Raw genomic sequence first — 14,589 nt, 5'->3', positions numbered from 1 at the left:
TGCGTGGCACCCACCGCGCCGCGCGGTCAGGCGGAGGCGGCAGTGGGCGGTTCGTGGCTGACCGGGCACTGCGCGGGATCCCCACTGCCGGCCGGGTGCGGAACGCCGGCTGGGTGCAGCGCGGGGCGTGAAAGCGCTGCGGGGGCCTCGGGCAGCTCAGGGGAGGCCGTCGGGCGCAGATCGATGCCGTAGAGGGCCTCGAGCGCCGCGGTGTAGTCGTCCTGGCGTCCCTCCGCTGCGAGCTCGCGGGCGCGCACGGTTGGGGTGTGAAGCAGCTGGCGCACCATCCGGCGCAGCGCGAGCTCGACCTCCTCGGCCGCGGCGGTGCACCCGTGCTGTGAGCGCACCCGCTTCATCTCCGCGTCGAGCACCTGCTGGGTGTGTTTGCGCAGGGCGACGATCGCGGCGTCCATGGCCCTGGTGTTCTGCTGCTCCTCGAAGGCATCGGCCGCCTGCTGCACCAGCTCACCGGCCTGGCGCAGGGTCTCGGCCTGCTCCTCGGGGGCGGCGAGCCGGACGGACTCCAGAGTGATTAGCTCGACATTGTCGAGGTTGGCGACGGCGGGATCGAAGTCATGGCTCAGCGCCAGGTCGATGACCACCAGGGGGTTCGACGAGCCCTCCCGGATCGACGCGAGGTCCGAGGCCTCGATACGGGCGTCGCTGCCGCTGCAGCCGATGATCACATCGGCCTCCCGGATCGCCCCGGCGAGGCTGTCCGCGTCAAGGGCGTGGCCGCCGCGGGAGGCGACGAACGCCTCGGCGCGTCCGGAGGAAGAGAATACGGCGACCTCGCCGGCCTCCTTCTCATTGAGCAGGGCCATGGTCGCGCCGGCGTAGGCGCCGGTCCCGAAGAGGACGACCGACTTCTGCGACCAGTCGGCGCTGCCGGAGATATCCCCGGCCAGTTCGAGCGCCACGGAGACGATCGAGCGCCCGTCGCTGCCGAGGACGGTACGGGCCCCGACGTCCTTGGCCGTGCGGGAGGCGGCCTGGAAGAGGCGCACGAGGCCCTTGCTTGCCGCACCCGAGGCCTGTGCCTCGATCAGGGCGCGGCGGACCTGGCCGGCGATTTCGCGCTCACCGACGACGGCGGAATCGAGGCCGGCCCCCACCGCGAAGAGATGCTTGGCGACCGAGCCGCCCTTCTTGGTGACGAAGGCGGAGGACACGGAGGGCTCGGGGATGCCGGAGTAGCTGCTGATGGTGGAGATGATGGCGGAGCGGGCGGCCTCGACGTCCTCTTCGGAGGGGGCCTCGAAGTAGATTTCGAAGCGGTTGCAGGTGGAGAGCACCACGGCGCCGGACACGGGGCGGTCGTCCGCGAGCACGGCTGAAGGGACCTGGGGCGCCCCCACGCTCAGGCGGGCAACGGTTTCCAGGTCCACATTCGAGTGAGTCGCAACGAGAGAAAGTAGAACCACAGCTCCCCAAGCATAGCGAGCCGATGGTTGCGGATGGTAATAGGAAACCCTAAGTGCGGGCTTGATTTCATTGGACTTCCGCGGAATTCCACGGGACCCGGTGTACGTGATTTTCACCACCCGGCTGCCCGCCGGAACGCCCGCCGGTTAACCATCGCCCGGGATCTTGGGCAGAATCAGGGTATGACCCTTGGAGCATCCCACCCGCTGGTGGACGGCCGCACCGCAGATTCCCCGCTGATTGCGGCCTACCGCGGGCGGAAACCGTCCCGCCGTCCCGTCTGGTTCATGCGCCAGGCGGGAAGGTCCCTGCCGGAGTACCGGGCGCTGCGCGAGGGAACCGCGATGCTCGAGGCCTGCCTCGACCCGGGGATGGCCGCCGAGATCACCCTCCAGCCGGTCCGCCGCCACGACGTGGACGCCGCGATCTTCTTCTCCGACATCGTGATCCCGCTCAAGCTCGCCGGGGTCGATGTCGACATCGTCCCGGGGGTGGGCCCGGTCCTGGGGTCACCGGTCCGGACGGCCGCCGACGTCGCCGCCCTTCCCGTCCTCACCGACGAGGCCCTCGATCCGATCCGCGCCGCGGTCGCCCTGACGGTCGCCGAACTGGGCAGCACCCCCCTGATCGGCTTCGCCGGGGCGCCCTTCACCCTGGCCGCCTACATGGTTGAGGGCAAGCCCTCCCGCGACCACCTGGGTCCGCGCACCATGATGCATTCCGACCCCGAGACCTGGCAGGCGCTGGCCGAGTGGGCGGCGGATGCCTCCGGGCGGTTCCTGCGGGCCCAGCTCGAGGCCGGCGCGAGCGCCGCCCAGCTCTTCGATTCATGGGCCGGCTCCCTCGGACTGGCCGACTATCGCACGTACGCGGCGCCCGCGTCAGCCCGGGCCCTCGATGCCGTCCGCGGGCTGGGGGCCCCGCTGATCCACTTCGGCACCGGAACCTCCGAGCTGCTCGGAGCCATGCACGACGTCGGCGTCGACGTGATCGGCGTCGACTACCGGCTGGACCTGGCGGAGGCCAGCCGGAGGCTCGGCGGCACCGTCCCGCTCCAGGGCAACATCGACCCGGCCCTGCTCGGCGCCCCCTGGCCGGTGCTCGAACAGCACGTCCGGGCCGTGCTCGAGGCCGGGGCGGCCGCGCCCGGGCACGTGGTGAACCTCGGCCACGGCGTGCCGCCGGAGACCGACCCGGACGTGCTGACCCACGTGGTGAAACTGATCCACTCGGTGGAGCCCTGACCATGGGCGAGGGCACCGCACGTCCGGCAGTCGTCGTCGTCGGCGGTGGCGTCGCCGGCCTGGTCGCGGCGCGCGTGCTGATGCTGCGCGGGGCGCAGGTTACCGTGCTCGAGCGCTCGGACGGGTTCGGGGGCAATCTCGGCGGCCGCGAACTCGGCGGATTCATCCTCGACAGCGGCGCCGAGTCCTTCTCCACCCGTTCCGACACGGTGCCCGCCCTCGCGGCCGAGCTCGACCTCGAGGACCTCATCGTCACCCCGGACGCCCCCGGGGCGTGGGTGCAGCTGCCGGCGCGGGACCTCCCGGCCGGCGCGCACCCCCTGCCCGCCTCGGGCGTCCTTGGCATCCCGGCGGACCCCACCGACCCGGGGACCGCCGCGCTGATCGGGCGGACCGGAGCGCTGCGCGCCGCCCTGGACAAGGTGCTGCCGCCGGGCGCCCTGGCCACCCGCCCGGGCGTGAGCCTCGGCGAGCTCGTGCGGGCCCGGATGGGCGAGGAGGTCCTGAACCGGCTGGTGGCCCCCGTCGCCGGGGGAGTCTTCTCCGCCGACCCCGACACGCTCGACGTCGACTCCGTCGCCCCGGGGCTGCGGCCGGCCATGGCCCGGCTCGGCTCTCTGGGCGCAGCCGCCGGCGCCCTGCGGCAGGCAGCACCCGCCGGCTCCGCGGTCGCCGGGCTGCGCGGTGGCATGGTCCAGCTGCGCGATGCCCTCGTCGCCTCCCTGCGGGACGGCGGGGCCGACCTGCGCACCTCCGAAACCGTCCGGGCCCTCCGGCGCGCACCCGAAGGCGGGTGGACCGTGTCCACCGAACATTCGACCCTCCAGCGCAGCGTCAGCGCCTCCGCCGTGGTGCTGGCCGCCGACGGCCCCGGCGCCGTCGACCTGCTCGCCGGGGTGCTGCCGCAGGCCGCTGTGGAACGCCCGGACCCCGTGCCCGGCGTCGCGCTGGTCACCCTGATCGTCGACCAGCCCGAACTTGACGCCAGCCCCCGCGGCACCGGCGTCCTGGTGGCGCGCGGCGTGGCAGGCGTCCAGGCCAAGGCCCTGACCCACTCGACCGCCAAATGGAAATGGCTGCGGGAGCAGGCGGGCCCGGGTTCGCACATCCTGCGGGTCTCCTACGGCCGGGCCGGGGACTCCCCGGCGGATTCCGGTGCCTCAACAGGGGACGAGGACCTGTTCCGCCAGGCCCTCACCGACGCCTCGGCGCTGCTCGGGGTCCGGCTCGAGGCCGCCGACGTCCTCGCCTGGGACGTCGTGCGCTGGGCCGGCGCCCTTCCACACGCCGCCGTCGGGCACCGCGACCGCGTGGCCAGGCTCCGGGCGGCGGTGGGCCCGCTCGAGGCACTCGAGGTCACGGGCGGCTGGATCGCCGGCACCGGACTGGTGTCGGTCATCGACGATGCGACCGCCCGGGCGCGGGCGCTCGCAGCTGAACTGGGCCTCCCCGAAGGGCCGCGGGGCGATCTCCTGTGATCTTCATTACTTTCTACGTCTTGTAGAACATCGAGATTTTCTTTGCTCCAGCGCAGGGGGCAGACTAGTAGCATGAGCGAGCTAACCGGCGACCGGGTCTCCCCAACCACCTCCTCCGAATCATCAGGAAGCGCCGGTGACGAGCCGCAGACGCCGCAGTTCTTCACCCTGTGGACGGTCTTCCGGCGGGCCGGCTCGGGCACCGGCGCCGCGGGCCTGCCGCTGACGGAGGTCCTGGGTACCCTCGGCAACGGGGTGACGGTGCGCGGTTTCTACGATGTCTCGGCCATGCGCGAGGACGCCGACGTGATGGTGTGGCTGCACGGTCCGCGCGCCGAGGACCTGCAGGCCGCGGTCCGGCGGATCCGCCGGTCGGAACCCTTTGCCGGCACTTCCATCGCGTGGTCGGCCATGGGCGTCCACCGGGATGCCGAGTTCTCCAAGAGCCATGTCCCGGCGTTCGCCCGGGGCGTCGAGCCGGCGGAGTGGGTCTGCGTCTACCCCTTTGTCCGCTCCTACGACTGGTACATCCTCCCCACCGAGGAACGCCGCGAAATGCTCTACGACCACGGCATGAAGGGCCGGCAGTACCCGCAGGTCATCTCCAACACCGTCTCCTCCTTCGCGCTGGGGGACTGGGAGTGGATCCTCGCCCTCGAGGCCCCCGAACTGGTTGACCTGGTCGACCTGATGCGCCACCTGCGCGAAACCGAAGCGCGCCGCCACGTGCGGGAGGAAGTCCCGTTCTACACCGGCCGGCGCATCACCCCCGAAGAGATCGCAGAGGTTCTCCAGTGACCCAGACCTTCAACCCGCTCGACGGCGTCGACGAATCCGGCCGGATGGCCCCGAAGAACTACGACGCGATCGTCCTCGCCTCCTTCGGCGGGCCCGAGGGCCAGGACGACGTGCTCCCCTTTCTGCGCAACGTCACCCGCGGGCGCGGCATCCCCGACGAGCGCCTCGAGGAGGTCTCCCACCACTACCGCGCGTTCGGCGGGATCAGCCCGATCAACGGGCAGAACCGCGCGCTGCGGGCGGCCATGGAGGCCGAACTCCGCCGGCGCGGCATCGACCTCCCCGTGTACTGGGGCAACCGCAACTGGGCCCCGTTCATCGCCGACACGCTGCGCGAGGCCTACGACGCCGGGCACCGGCGCATCCTCGCCGTCACCACCAGCGCCTACTCCTCCTACTCGAGCTGCCGTCAGTACCGCGAGGACCTCGGCATGGCCCTGGTGGAGACCGGGCTCGAAGGCCTGCTCGAGGTGGACAAGACCCGGCAGTACTTCGACCACCCCGGCTTCGTCGAGCCCTTCGTCGAAGGCGTGACCGAAGGCCTCCGGAAGGTCCGCGCCTCACTGGCCGGGCGCGGCGAAGCGGATGCGCCCGTGCACATCATGTTCGCCACCCACTCGATCCCCACCGGCGACGCCGAGGCCTCCGGCCCCCGCGCCGCCGGCGGCGGCCCGGCCTACGAGGACGGCGCGTACGTCGCCCAGCACCTCGCCACCGCCCAGGCGGTCCTCGACCGTATCCCCGAGGCCGAAGGGGTGGACTGGTCGCTGGTCTACCAGTCCCGTTCCGGTGCCCCGCACATCCCGTGGCTCGAACCCGACGTGAACGACGCGCTGCGCGAACGCGCCGAAGCCGGGGTCCGCGGGGTCGTGATCGTGCCGCTGGGCTTCGTCAGCGACCACATGGAGGTGGCCTGGGACCTCGACACGGAGGCGCTGGAGACCTGCCGTGAGCTGGACCTGGTGGCGGACCGGGTGCCGACCCCCGCCACCCACGAGAAGTTCGTCGCCGGGCTGATCGACCTCGTCTCCGAGCGCACCATCGAGAACAACATCGCCGATCGGCCCGCGGCCACCGCGCTGGGCCCCTGGTTCGATGTCTGCCGGCCGAACTGCTGCGCCAACCGGCGCGGCGAGAAGCCGACGGTCGCCGCAGTGGATTCGACCGTGGGAACGCCCCTTCCCAACCCCGGCTCCTGATGTCTTCCGGAATCCGGGTCGGGACGCGGGGCAGCGCCCTGGCCCTCACCCAGACCACCACGGTCGCCGAGCGGGTCGCCGAACTGGCGGGGCGGGACTATGAACTGGTGCGGATCCGCACCGAGGGCGACGTCCTGAAAGGGCCGCTGTCCCAGATGGGCGGTACCGGGGTCTTCGTCGTGGCGCTGCGCGAAGCGCTCCTCGACGGCCGGTGCGACCTCGCTGTGCACTCGCTCAAGGACCTCCCCACCACCCCCGCCCCGGGGCTCCGGGTCGCCGCCGTGCCCGAGCGCGCCGATACCCGCGACGCCCTGTGCGCGCGCGACGGCCTGACCCTTGCCACCCTGCCCGACGGGGCCCGGGTGGGCACCGGCTCGCCGCGCCGCGCCGCGCAGCTCCGGGCCGCCCGTCCCGGCCTCGAAGTCGTCGACATCCGCGGCAACGTCGACACCCGGCTGGGCCGCGTGGCCGGCGCCGAGAGCGGTCCCGGAGACCTGGACGCCGTGGTCCTCGCCGCCGCGGGCCTGCACCGGCTGGGCCGGGACGCCGCCATCACCGAGTACATCGACCCGGCGGTCATGCTTCCCGCTCCCGGGCAGGGCGCCCTGGCCGTGGAGTTCCGGACCGGTGACGAGGAAGACGGCCTCGGTGCAGCACTGGCCGCCTACGACCACGCCGAGACCCGGGCCGCCGTCACCGCCGAGCGCGCGGTGCTGCTGCGGCTCGAGGCTGGATGTTCAGCCCCGATCGGAGCGCTCGGCTCGGTGCAGGGTGACACGCTGACCCTTGAGGCGGTGGTGGCCAGCCTCGACGGGCGCCACCTGCTCCGGCGCAGCCGCTCCGCCCCCAACGAGGGGCCCGAGGCTGCCGCCCGGCTCGGGGTGTCCCTCGCCGAGGAGCTGCTCGAGGCGGGGGCCGCCCGGATCGCGCCCCTCAGCGCCTGAGGACCATGCAGTTGCCCGACAGCCAGAACCTCGACGGCCTCCGGGTGGTCCTGCTGCGCACCCCGGGCCGGTCGGTGGACTTCGGGGAGGAACTCGCCCGGCGCGGGGCGCTCCCGTTCTGCCTGCCGCTGATCGACTTCGAGCGGCCCGCCGATCCGGCCCCGCTCGAGCGGGCCCTGGAGCGGCTCGCCGCGGGCGGGTACGACTGGCTCGTGGTCACCAGCGCCACCACGGTCACGGCCCTCGAAGCCTGCACCCGGCGCACCGGCTCAACGCTGGCCGGCGCCGTGCCCGCCGGTACCCGGGCCGCCGCGGTCGGGGAGGCTACGGCGGCCGCACTGTCCCGCGCCGGGGTTCCGGTGTCGCTGACCGCCCGGAACAGCTCCGCCCAGGGCCTGCTCGCCGAACTTCCTCCCGGACCCGGGGCGCTGCTGCTGCCGCAGGCGTCCCTGGCCGACGACGCGCTCGACGTAGGCCTCTCCGGCAGGGCGTGGCGGGTGGACCGGATCGAGGCGTACCGCACCGTCGACTACCCGGCCGATCCCGCGCTCCGCCTCTCGGAGGCCGAAACGCCGCCGCCCTCCGCGCCGGAAGTGCTCGACGCCGCCGCCTACCGGCAACTGGCGGCCGAAGGCGTCCACGCCGTGGTGCTCACCTCGCCCAGCACGGCACGCCGGTTCTCCGCCCTGCTGGACGGCGCACCCCCGAACGGCCTGGCCGCCGTCGCCATCGGACCCAGCACGGCGGCCGAAGCCGCCCGGGTGGGGCTGCGGCTCGCCGCCACCGCCGACGCACCGACCCCCCGCGGCGTCGCCGATGCCGTCGCCGGCGCCGTCGCCCCGCCACCACCATCGCCGACGAACGGAGTCACCCCATGAGCTTCCCCCAGCACCGGCCGCGCCGGCTGCGCACCACCCCGGCGATGCGCCGGCTCACCGCCGAGCACCGGCTCAGCCCCGCCGACCTCATCCTCCCGGCCTTCATCCGCGAGGGCCTGACCGAGCCCGCGCCCATCTCCTCGATGCCCGGCGTCGTCCAGCACACCACCGACACGCTCCGGCGTGCCGCCGCCGAGGCCGTGAGCCTCGGCGTCGGCGGCATCATGCTCTTCGGCATCCCGGCCCGCCGTGACGCCACCGGCAGCGCGGGGATCGACCCCGACGGCGTCCTCAACCGCGCCATCGCCGACGTGCGCGCCGAGGTGGGCGACGACCTCGTGGTCATGAGCGACGTCTGCCTCGACGAGTTCACCGACCACGGTCACTGCGGCGTCCTCGCGCCGGACGGGTCGGTCGACAACGACGCCACCCTGGCCGTCTACGCGCAGATGGCCGTGGAGCAGGCCAACGCCGGGGCGCACGTGCTCGGCCCCTCGGGCATGATGGACGGTCAGGTCGCCGTGATCCGCCAGGTCCTCGACGCCGCCGGACACGCCGCCACCGGCGTGCTGGCGTACTCGGCGAAGTACGCCTCGGCCTTCTACGGGCCCTTCCGGGAGGCCGTCGACTCCCAGCTCAAGGGCGACCGCCGCACCTACCAGATGGACGCCGCGAACCGGCGCGAGGCGCTGCTCGAGGTCGAACTGGACCTCGAGGAAGGCGCCGACATGGTCATGGTCAAGCCCGCCATGAGCTACCTCGACATCCTGGCCGACGTCGCCGCGATGTCACCGGTTCCCGTGGCCGCCTACCAGGTCTCGGGGGAGTACGCCATGATCGAAGCGGCCGCCGCGAACGGCTGGATCGACCGGCGCCGGGCCATCGAGGAGTCCGTCCTCGGCATCCGCCGTGCGGGCGCCGACATGATCCTGACCTACTGGGCCTCGGAGCTGGCGCTCTGGCTCAACGAAACCCGCAGCTGAAGGAAGAGACAATGAGCACCTCGGAAGAACTGTACGACCGCGCCCGTGCCCTCATGCCCGGCGGCGTCAACTCGCCCGTGCGGGCCTTCGGCTCGGTCGGCGGCATCCCGCGCTTCCTCGTCGACGCCCACGGCGCCCGCGTCACTGACGCCGACGGGAAGACCTACGTCGACCTCGTCGGCTCCTGGGGTCCGGCGCTGCTCGGACACTCCCACCCGGCGGTGATCGAGGCGGTGCACCGCGCCGTCGATCACGGGCTCACCTTCGGGGCCTCCACCCCCGCGGAGGCCGACCTCGCCGAGCTGGTGAAGGAGCGCGTTCCCGCGGTCGAACTGCTGCGCATGGTCTCCACCGGCACCGAGGCCACCATGACGGCGGTGCGGCTGGCCCGCGGATTCACCGGCCGCAGCCTGATCGTCAAGTTCGCCGGCTGCTACCACGGCCATGTCGACAGCCTGCTCGCCGCCGCCGGTTCCGGGGTGGCCACCCTCGCGCTGCCGGGCTCGGCCGGGGTGACCGAGGCGACGACCGCCGAGACCCTGGTGCTTCCCTACAACGACACCGCCGCCGTCGAGGAGGCGTTCCGCGAACAAGGTGATCGGATCGCCGCCGTGATCACCGAGGCGGCGCCCGCGAATATGGGCGTCGTGACCCCGGGTGAGGGGTTCAACGCCTTCCTGTCCCGCATCACCACCGAACACGGCGCCCTGTTCATCGTCGACGAGGTGATGACCGGGTTCCGGACCCACCCCGGCGGGTACTGGAAGCTGACGGGCGGAGCGCCCGACGCCGCCGAGCCGTGGACGCCGGACCTGCTGACCTTCGGCAAGGTGATCGGCGGCGGCATCCCCGCGGCGGCCCTGGGCGGCCGCGCCGACGTCATGAACCATCTCGCCCCGATCGGGCCGGTCTACCAGGCCGGGACCCTCTCCGGGAACCCGCTGGCCATGGCCGCCGGCGTCGCCACGCTGACGGCCGCGACCGACGAGGTCTACCGTCACGTCGACGCCCGCTCCCTTGAACTCTCGACCGCGCTCTCGGAGGAGCTGAACCGTGCAGGGGTGGACCACTCGATCCAGCGCGCCGGAAACCTCTTCAGCGTCGCCTTCGGCACCTCCGAGCGGGGAGTGAGCAGCTACGCCGACGCCCAGGCCCAGGAGGCCTTCCGCTACGGGCCGTTCTTCCACTCGATGCTCGACTCGGGTGTATATCTGCCGCCGTCGGTGTTCGAGGCGTGGTTCCTCTCCGCGGCGCACGACGACGCCGCCATGGAGGAGATCTTCGCGGCGCTGCCGGCGGCGGCCAAGGCCGCGGCGGCCGCCCAGCCAGCCTAGGGAGCCTTAAATGCATCCACTGCGCAGTAATTCCCGGAAAGACCCCTCGGGGCCCGGCATTACTGCGCAGTGGATGTTTAAGCGGGGAGGTACGGCCTAGAAGGCGGGGGTGACGTCTCCGCTGGGCCACTGCTCCTCGATGAAGGCACGGACCTCGTCGGAGTGGAGCAGCTCGTCGAGCTTTTCGATCCGAGCATCACCCTCGGACGAGGTGTTCCAGGCCAGGAAGTTCGCGTACGGGTTCTCCTCCGTCGACTCCACGATCAGGGCGTCCTCGGTGTTGAGCCCGGCGTCGAGGATGTAGTTGCCGTTGATGATTGCCAGGTCCACCGACGGGTCCTTGACGTCGTTGAGCAGCAGTTCCGGCTGGTTCTCGACGAACTCGTAGCCGTTCGGGTTCTGCGCGTCGGTGAGCGCGAGGACCGAGGCGTCCTCCTCGATGCCAGTCAGCAGCCCGGCTTCCTGCAGCAGGGTCAGCGCGCGGGCCTGGTTCGAGGGGTCGTTGGTGATGGCGATCCGGGCGCCCTCGGGAAGCTCCGAGACGTCGTCGTGCTTCTCCGAGAAGGCGGCGTACGGCTCGATGTGGACGCCCTCCCCGTGGGAGAACTCGTAGCCCTGGCCCTCCACCTGCTGCTCGAAGTAGGGCAGGTGCTGGAAGTAGTTGGCGTCGAGGTCCCCGTCCTTCAGTGCGATGTTCGGGGTGGTGTAGTCGTCGAACTCGACGATGTCGAGGTCGATTCCGCTTTCCTCGGCAAGGTTCTCGTCGACGAATTCGAGGATGCGGGCGTGGGGCAGCGGGCTGGCCCCGACGGTCACGGTGACAGGGTTGGCCGGATCCAGGGATTCGACGGTTTCGCTTTCGGCCGCGGAGGCGCCGCAGGCGGAGAGCGTGAGGGTGGCTGCGAGGCCGGTGGCGGCAAGGGAGAGCAGTTTACGCACGGGTGCGTTTCCTTTCGGAGGTCCGGCGCCCAGGGGCCGGAAACGGGGCAGCTAGCGGCTACTGGCTGCCGAACCGCAGCGGCCGGATGGTGGTCCGGCATGCGGAAACCTGCATCGGTCGACCCGCGTGGGTCGAGACCTGGTGAAGTGTGGGATCTGCCTAGGCGGAGACCTCGACGGCCGGGGCGCGCCGGCGGCGCCGTCCCGCCCCCGCGGTGGCGGCGTTGCGGTGGTCCACCCGGGCCATGGCCCGGTCCCCGGCCAGCTGGATCAGCTGGACGATCGCGACGATGATCACGATGATCACCACCATCACGGTGGTGTCGAAGCGCTGGAGCCCGTAGTTGTAGGCAAGCCGGCCCAGGCCGCCGCCCCCGATGATGCCGGCCATCGCCGAGTATCCGACGAGGGCGACGAGGGTCGAGGTGAAACCGGCGATAAGTCCGGGCAGGGCCTCGGGGAGGAGCACCTTGCGGATTACCTGCATGCGGGTGGATCCCATCACCAGGGCTGCGTCGATCTTGCCGGCGGCGACGTCGCGCAGGCTCGTCTCGACGATCCGGGCGAAGAACGGGATGCTGCCGATGCTCAGCGACACCGAGGCCGCGATCGGGCCGATCGAGGTGCCGGTGATCAGGCGCGCCAGCGGAATGAGGGAGACCATCAGGATCGCGAACGGGACCGAGCGCGTGATGTTCACGACCACATCCGAGAGGATGCGGTGGGTCACCGGCATCGGGCGGAGTCCGCCCGGCGCACTAGCGATGAGGAAGACCCCGAGGGGGAGTCCGATGAGCACCGTGAAGAAACCGGAGATGCTGATCATCTGAAGCGTTGCGCCGAACTCCGTGGGCAGCGCCTCGGTCAGCCCGGGATTGTTTACGATCTCCTCAAGGAAATTCATGCCGCTACCTCCACCGTGACTCCGCGGGCCCGAAGATGGGATACCACTTCGTTCAATTCAAGGGGTTCGGCCGGAGCATTGTCCTCCGAGGCCGGAGCCAGCCCCACGCGCATCCGTGAGAACTGCTCGCCGGCGAGTGTTTCGACGCTTCCGGCAAGCAGGGTCACGTCGAGGGAGAAGCGCCGGGAGAGTTCGGAGAGCACCGGGCCCGAGCCGGAGCCGCCCGCCGTGAGCAGGTCGAGTACAGGGCCGGTGCCGGACGGGATATGGGGCGGCAGCGGCAGCAGCGCCTGGACCAGCCTTCCGTTGAGGGAACCGGCCACCTCGCGCAGAGGGCCCTGTTCGACAACGCGGCCCTTCTCCAGCAACGAGACGGAGTCGCAGATCCGTTTCACGACGTTCATTTCGTGGGTGATGATCAGGACGGTCAGGCCGAGGGTGTCCGCCAGCTCACGGATAAGGTCGAGGATCTCATCGGTCGTGGCCGGGTCGAGGGCCGAAGTCGGCTCGTCGCACAGCAGTACCGTCGGATCCGCGGCGAGCGCCCTCGCGATGCCCACCCGCTGCCGCTGGCCGCCGGAGAGCTGGGAAGGGTAGGCGTCCGCGAACTCCGCAAGGCCGACGAGGCCGAGCAGTCGGGCGACCTTCGCGTCTTTCTCGCTCTTGGAGAGCCGCACCAGTTCCAGTGGCAGGGCGACGTTGCCCGCGGCCGTGCGCGAGTCGAGGAGGTTGGCGTGCTGGAAGACCATGCCGATCCGGCGGCGCGCAGAACGCACCTCTGAGTCCTTGACGGAGGTGAGGTCCCGGCCGTCGATGGAGACCGAGCCGGACGTGGGGCGGTCGAGCAGGGTCAGGCAGCGGACCAGTGTCGACTTGCCGGCTCCGGAATGACCGATGACGCCGTGAATCGTTCCGCGCGGAACCTCAAGGCTGACCCCGTCGAGGGCGTCAATGGTCCGTCCGCCCTGGCGGTAGGACTTGCGCAGCTCAGTAACCGTAATCATGGATCCTCATGGCTTGGCTGGAAATGGATTCGGCGCGGCGCTGCGGCACTTGGGTAACCCTTCGATGGTCGCATGGACCAAAGGGCCGGCGAAATTGTGTGTGCGGGATCACACCGGCGCGCGTCATGCACCGTAAAAAAGTTGGAGCCCGTCCCTCTCTTGGCCCTGCTCCGGCCGCTCCGGGGTCCTTCCGGAACCTCTTTCGGGTGCTCCGGAACTCCGTTCCGGGCCGTTCAGTGCGCCGGGCCGGCTCAGCCGGCGACGAGGAGGGTCTCCGCCGGGTCGGGAATCACGGGCCAGGCGCGCTCCACGACCACTTCCGGATCGGCGCGCCGCAGGTACTCCTCAAGGCTCGCGGCCTGACGGTCGGCCCACACCACCTGTGCTTCGTGCAGGTCTCCGGCGGGGCGGGCGAGGGTCGGATAGCGGGCCGCGAGGGTTTCGGCGACGCGCAGGGTGGCCAGCACGTCGGCGGCTGAGGTGTGGGCGTTTTCGAACTCGATGCCGTAGTGCCCGCACAGAGCCGTCAGGGTCCGCTTGCCGCGCCGGTAGCGGTCAACCTGCTTGTCCATCACATACGGGTCGAGCACCGGTGACGGAGTGGGCGCGTCGATCCCGTACCGGGCGCTCTCGCGGGCAAGGACCGTGAAGTCGTACCGGGCGTTGAACGCCAGCACGGGCACCCCGGAGGAGAACAGCCGCCGCAGGACCGCCGCCGCCTCTGCCACCACAGTGCCTGCCGGCTGGCCGTGGGCCCGCGCGTAGGCGGTGCTGATGCCGTGGATTGCCGCCGCTTCGTCCGGGATGTCCACCGCCGGATCGGCAAGCCACTCATGCTGCTCGACGACGGATCCGCCGCCGTCCACAACCAGGATGGAGGCCGTGACGATTCGGGCGTCCAACGGATCGCGCCCGGTGGTTTCGAGGTCGAACCCTGCCCGGGGGAGGGAGTGCCAGCTGGTCATGGATTCCACGCTAACGGCAGCCACCCACGTTTCCGGCGGCGACGCTCCGGCTAGGCTTGAAACCATGAGGAGCGCTGCCGACTACCAGGAGTCGGTGCTCGACGTGGCCCGGCTCATCCCTCCGGCGTTCGTGTTGACCTACGGGGATATCGCCGAACTGCTCGAGAGCGGCGGGCCGCGGCAGGTCGGAGCGGCGATGAGCCGCAGCGGATCGGCGGTGCCCTGGTGGCGGGTGATCCGGGCGGGCGGATTCCCTCCCCGCGGGCTCGCCCGGGAGGCCCACCCCCACTACACCGCCGAGGGTACCCCGCTGCGCGCGGCCCGGGGCGGCCCGGAGCGGGACGGCGACTACGCCGTCGACCTCCGCTCCGCCCGGTGGACCCCCTCGGCGGAGGAGCTGGGGGAGCTGACGCGGATCCGGGAGCGGCTGCGTGGGCAGTCGGAGACCGACACAGCGCCGACCCTCGCCTGAATTGTCGGTACCTCGTGATGGG

14 protein-coding genes are annotated in these 14,589 nt (G+C 71.5%); 9 read left to right on the top strand and 5 right to left on the bottom strand.

What is annotated here, in order from left to right:
- Window positions 1-26 precede the first annotated feature (26 nt).
- On the bottom strand, window positions 27-1,424 hold the full coding sequence (locus I6N91_RS08660; RefSeq protein WP_198812171.1) for a glutamyl-tRNA reductase: 1,398 nt from the start codon (window positions 1,422-1,424) through the stop codon (window positions 27-29).
- A 183-nt stretch (window positions 1,425-1,607) separates the two neighbouring features.
- On the opposite strand from I6N91_RS08660, the gene hemE reads away from it, so the two are divergent.
- The 8 genes from hemE (at window position 1,608) to hemL (ending at window position 10,283) form a co-directional block, all read left to right on the top strand.
- Entirely contained in the window at window positions 1,608-2,669 is a 1,062-nt protein-coding gene (gene hemE, locus I6N91_RS08655) for a uroporphyrinogen decarboxylase (protein WP_198812170.1), read from the top strand.
- 2 nt (window positions 2,670-2,671) lie between these two features.
- Window positions 2,672-4,147 (top strand): protoporphyrinogen oxidase, encoded by a 1,476-nt coding sequence (hemG, locus tag I6N91_RS08650; RefSeq protein ID WP_198812169.1) that lies wholly within the window; start codon window positions 2,672-2,674, stop codon window positions 4,145-4,147.
- A gap of 72 nt (window positions 4,148-4,219) precedes the next feature.
- Window positions 4,220-4,945, top strand: coding sequence for a hydrogen peroxide-dependent heme synthase (gene hemQ, locus I6N91_RS08645; protein WP_198812168.1), 726 nt, complete (start codon window positions 4,220-4,222; stop codon window positions 4,943-4,945).
- Between the two features lie 44 nt (window positions 4,946-4,989).
- Window positions 4,990-6,144 carry a ferrochelatase gene (locus I6N91_RS08640; protein ID WP_198812248.1) on the top strand — a complete coding sequence of 385 codons (1,155 nt, stop codon included), beginning with the start codon at window positions 4,990-4,992 and terminating at the stop codon, window positions 6,142-6,144.
- Entirely contained in the window at window positions 6,144-7,088 is a 945-nt protein-coding gene (gene hemC / locus I6N91_RS08635) for a hydroxymethylbilane synthase (protein WP_198812167.1), read from the top strand. The genes I6N91_RS08640 and hemC overlap by 1 nt, the downstream gene beginning before the upstream one ends.
- A gap of 5 nt (window positions 7,089-7,093) precedes the next feature.
- On the top strand, window positions 7,094-7,966 hold the full coding sequence (locus I6N91_RS08630) for a uroporphyrinogen-III synthase (RefSeq protein WP_198812166.1): 873 nt from the start codon (window positions 7,094-7,096) through the stop codon (window positions 7,964-7,966).
- Window positions 7,963-8,949: a porphobilinogen synthase gene (gene hemB / locus I6N91_RS08625; RefSeq protein WP_198812165.1), complete on the top strand. Its 987-nt coding sequence runs from the start codon at window positions 7,963-7,965 to the stop codon at window positions 8,947-8,949. Before I6N91_RS08630 ends, hemB begins: the two co-directional genes overlap by 4 nt.
- A gap of 11 nt (window positions 8,950-8,960) precedes the next feature.
- Window positions 8,961-10,283 carry a glutamate-1-semialdehyde 2,1-aminomutase gene (gene hemL, locus I6N91_RS08620; protein WP_198812164.1) on the top strand — a complete coding sequence of 441 codons (1,323 nt, stop codon included), beginning with the start codon at window positions 8,961-8,963 and terminating at the stop codon, window positions 10,281-10,283.
- Window positions 10,284-10,379: 96 nt separating this feature from the next.
- Here hemL and I6N91_RS08615 read toward each other — a convergent pair whose 3' ends face one another.
- From I6N91_RS08615 to I6N91_RS08600, 4 genes are all read right to left on the bottom strand, one after another.
- Window positions 10,380-11,222 (bottom strand): MetQ/NlpA family ABC transporter substrate-binding protein, encoded by an 843-nt coding sequence (locus I6N91_RS08615; RefSeq protein ID WP_198812163.1) that lies wholly within the window; start codon window positions 11,220-11,222, stop codon window positions 10,380-10,382.
- 160 nt (window positions 11,223-11,382) lie between these two features.
- Window positions 11,383-12,126: a methionine ABC transporter permease gene (locus tag I6N91_RS08610; RefSeq protein WP_198812162.1), complete on the bottom strand. Its 744-nt coding sequence runs from the start codon at window positions 12,124-12,126 to the stop codon at window positions 11,383-11,385.
- A complete protein-coding gene (locus I6N91_RS08605) occupies window positions 12,123-13,130 on the bottom strand; it encodes a methionine ABC transporter ATP-binding protein (protein WP_198812161.1) in 1,008 nt (335 codons plus the stop codon). The genes I6N91_RS08610 and I6N91_RS08605 overlap by 4 nt, the downstream gene beginning before the upstream one ends.
- A gap of 251 nt (window positions 13,131-13,381) precedes the next feature.
- Entirely contained in the window at window positions 13,382-14,095 is a 714-nt protein-coding gene (locus I6N91_RS08600) for a 3'-5' exonuclease (RefSeq protein WP_198812160.1), read from the bottom strand.
- Between the two features lie 64 nt (window positions 14,096-14,159).
- Here I6N91_RS08600 and I6N91_RS08595 point away from each other — a divergent pair, with 64 nt between their 5' ends.
- Complete coding sequence (locus tag I6N91_RS08595; RefSeq protein WP_198812159.1) at window positions 14,160-14,567, top strand: MGMT family protein; 408 nt, start codon at window positions 14,160-14,162, stop codon at window positions 14,565-14,567.
- Window positions 14,568-14,589 lie beyond the last annotated feature (22 nt).

This window comes from Arthrobacter sp. MSA 4-2 (assembly GCF_016405885.1).
In the GTDB taxonomy this organism is placed as follows: Bacteria; Actinomycetota; Actinomycetes; order Actinomycetales; family Micrococcaceae; genus Arthrobacter_D.
This window is presented reverse-complemented; position numbering and strand designations above follow the sequence as displayed.

Coding starts and splice junctions, on each gene's coding strand:
- hemC (WP_198812167.1), top strand. CDS start 6,144: ATGTCTTCCGGAATCCGGGTCGGGACGCGGGGCAGCGCCCTGGCCCTC.
- I6N91_RS08605 (WP_198812161.1), bottom strand. CDS start 13,130: ATGATTACGGTTACTGAGCTGCGCAAGTCCTACCGCCAGGGCGGACGG.
- I6N91_RS08630 (WP_198812166.1), top strand. CDS start 7,094: ATGCAGTTGCCCGACAGCCAGAACCTCGACGGCCTCCGGGTGGTCCTG.
- hemE (WP_198812170.1), top strand. CDS start 1,608: ATGACCCTTGGAGCATCCCACCCGCTGGTGGACGGCCGCACCGCAGAT.
- I6N91_RS08595 (WP_198812159.1), top strand. CDS start 14,160: ATGAGGAGCGCTGCCGACTACCAGGAGTCGGTGCTCGACGTGGCCCGG.
- I6N91_RS08610 (WP_198812162.1), bottom strand. CDS start 12,126: ATGAATTTCCTTGAGGAGATCGTAAACAATCCCGGGCTGACCGAGGCG.
- hemB (WP_198812165.1), top strand. CDS start 7,963: ATGAGCTTCCCCCAGCACCGGCCGCGCCGGCTGCGCACCACCCCGGCG.
- hemQ (WP_198812168.1), top strand. CDS start 4,220: ATGAGCGAGCTAACCGGCGACCGGGTCTCCCCAACCACCTCCTCCGAA.
- I6N91_RS08640 (WP_198812248.1), top strand. CDS start 4,990: ATGGCCCCGAAGAACTACGACGCGATCGTCCTCGCCTCCTTCGGCGGG.
- hemG (WP_198812169.1), top strand. CDS start 2,672: ATGGGCGAGGGCACCGCACGTCCGGCAGTCGTCGTCGTCGGCGGTGGC.
- hemL (WP_198812164.1), top strand. CDS start 8,961: ATGAGCACCTCGGAAGAACTGTACGACCGCGCCCGTGCCCTCATGCCC.
- I6N91_RS08600 (WP_198812160.1), bottom strand. CDS start 14,095: ATGACCAGCTGGCACTCCCTCCCCCGGGCAGGGTTCGACCTCGAAACC.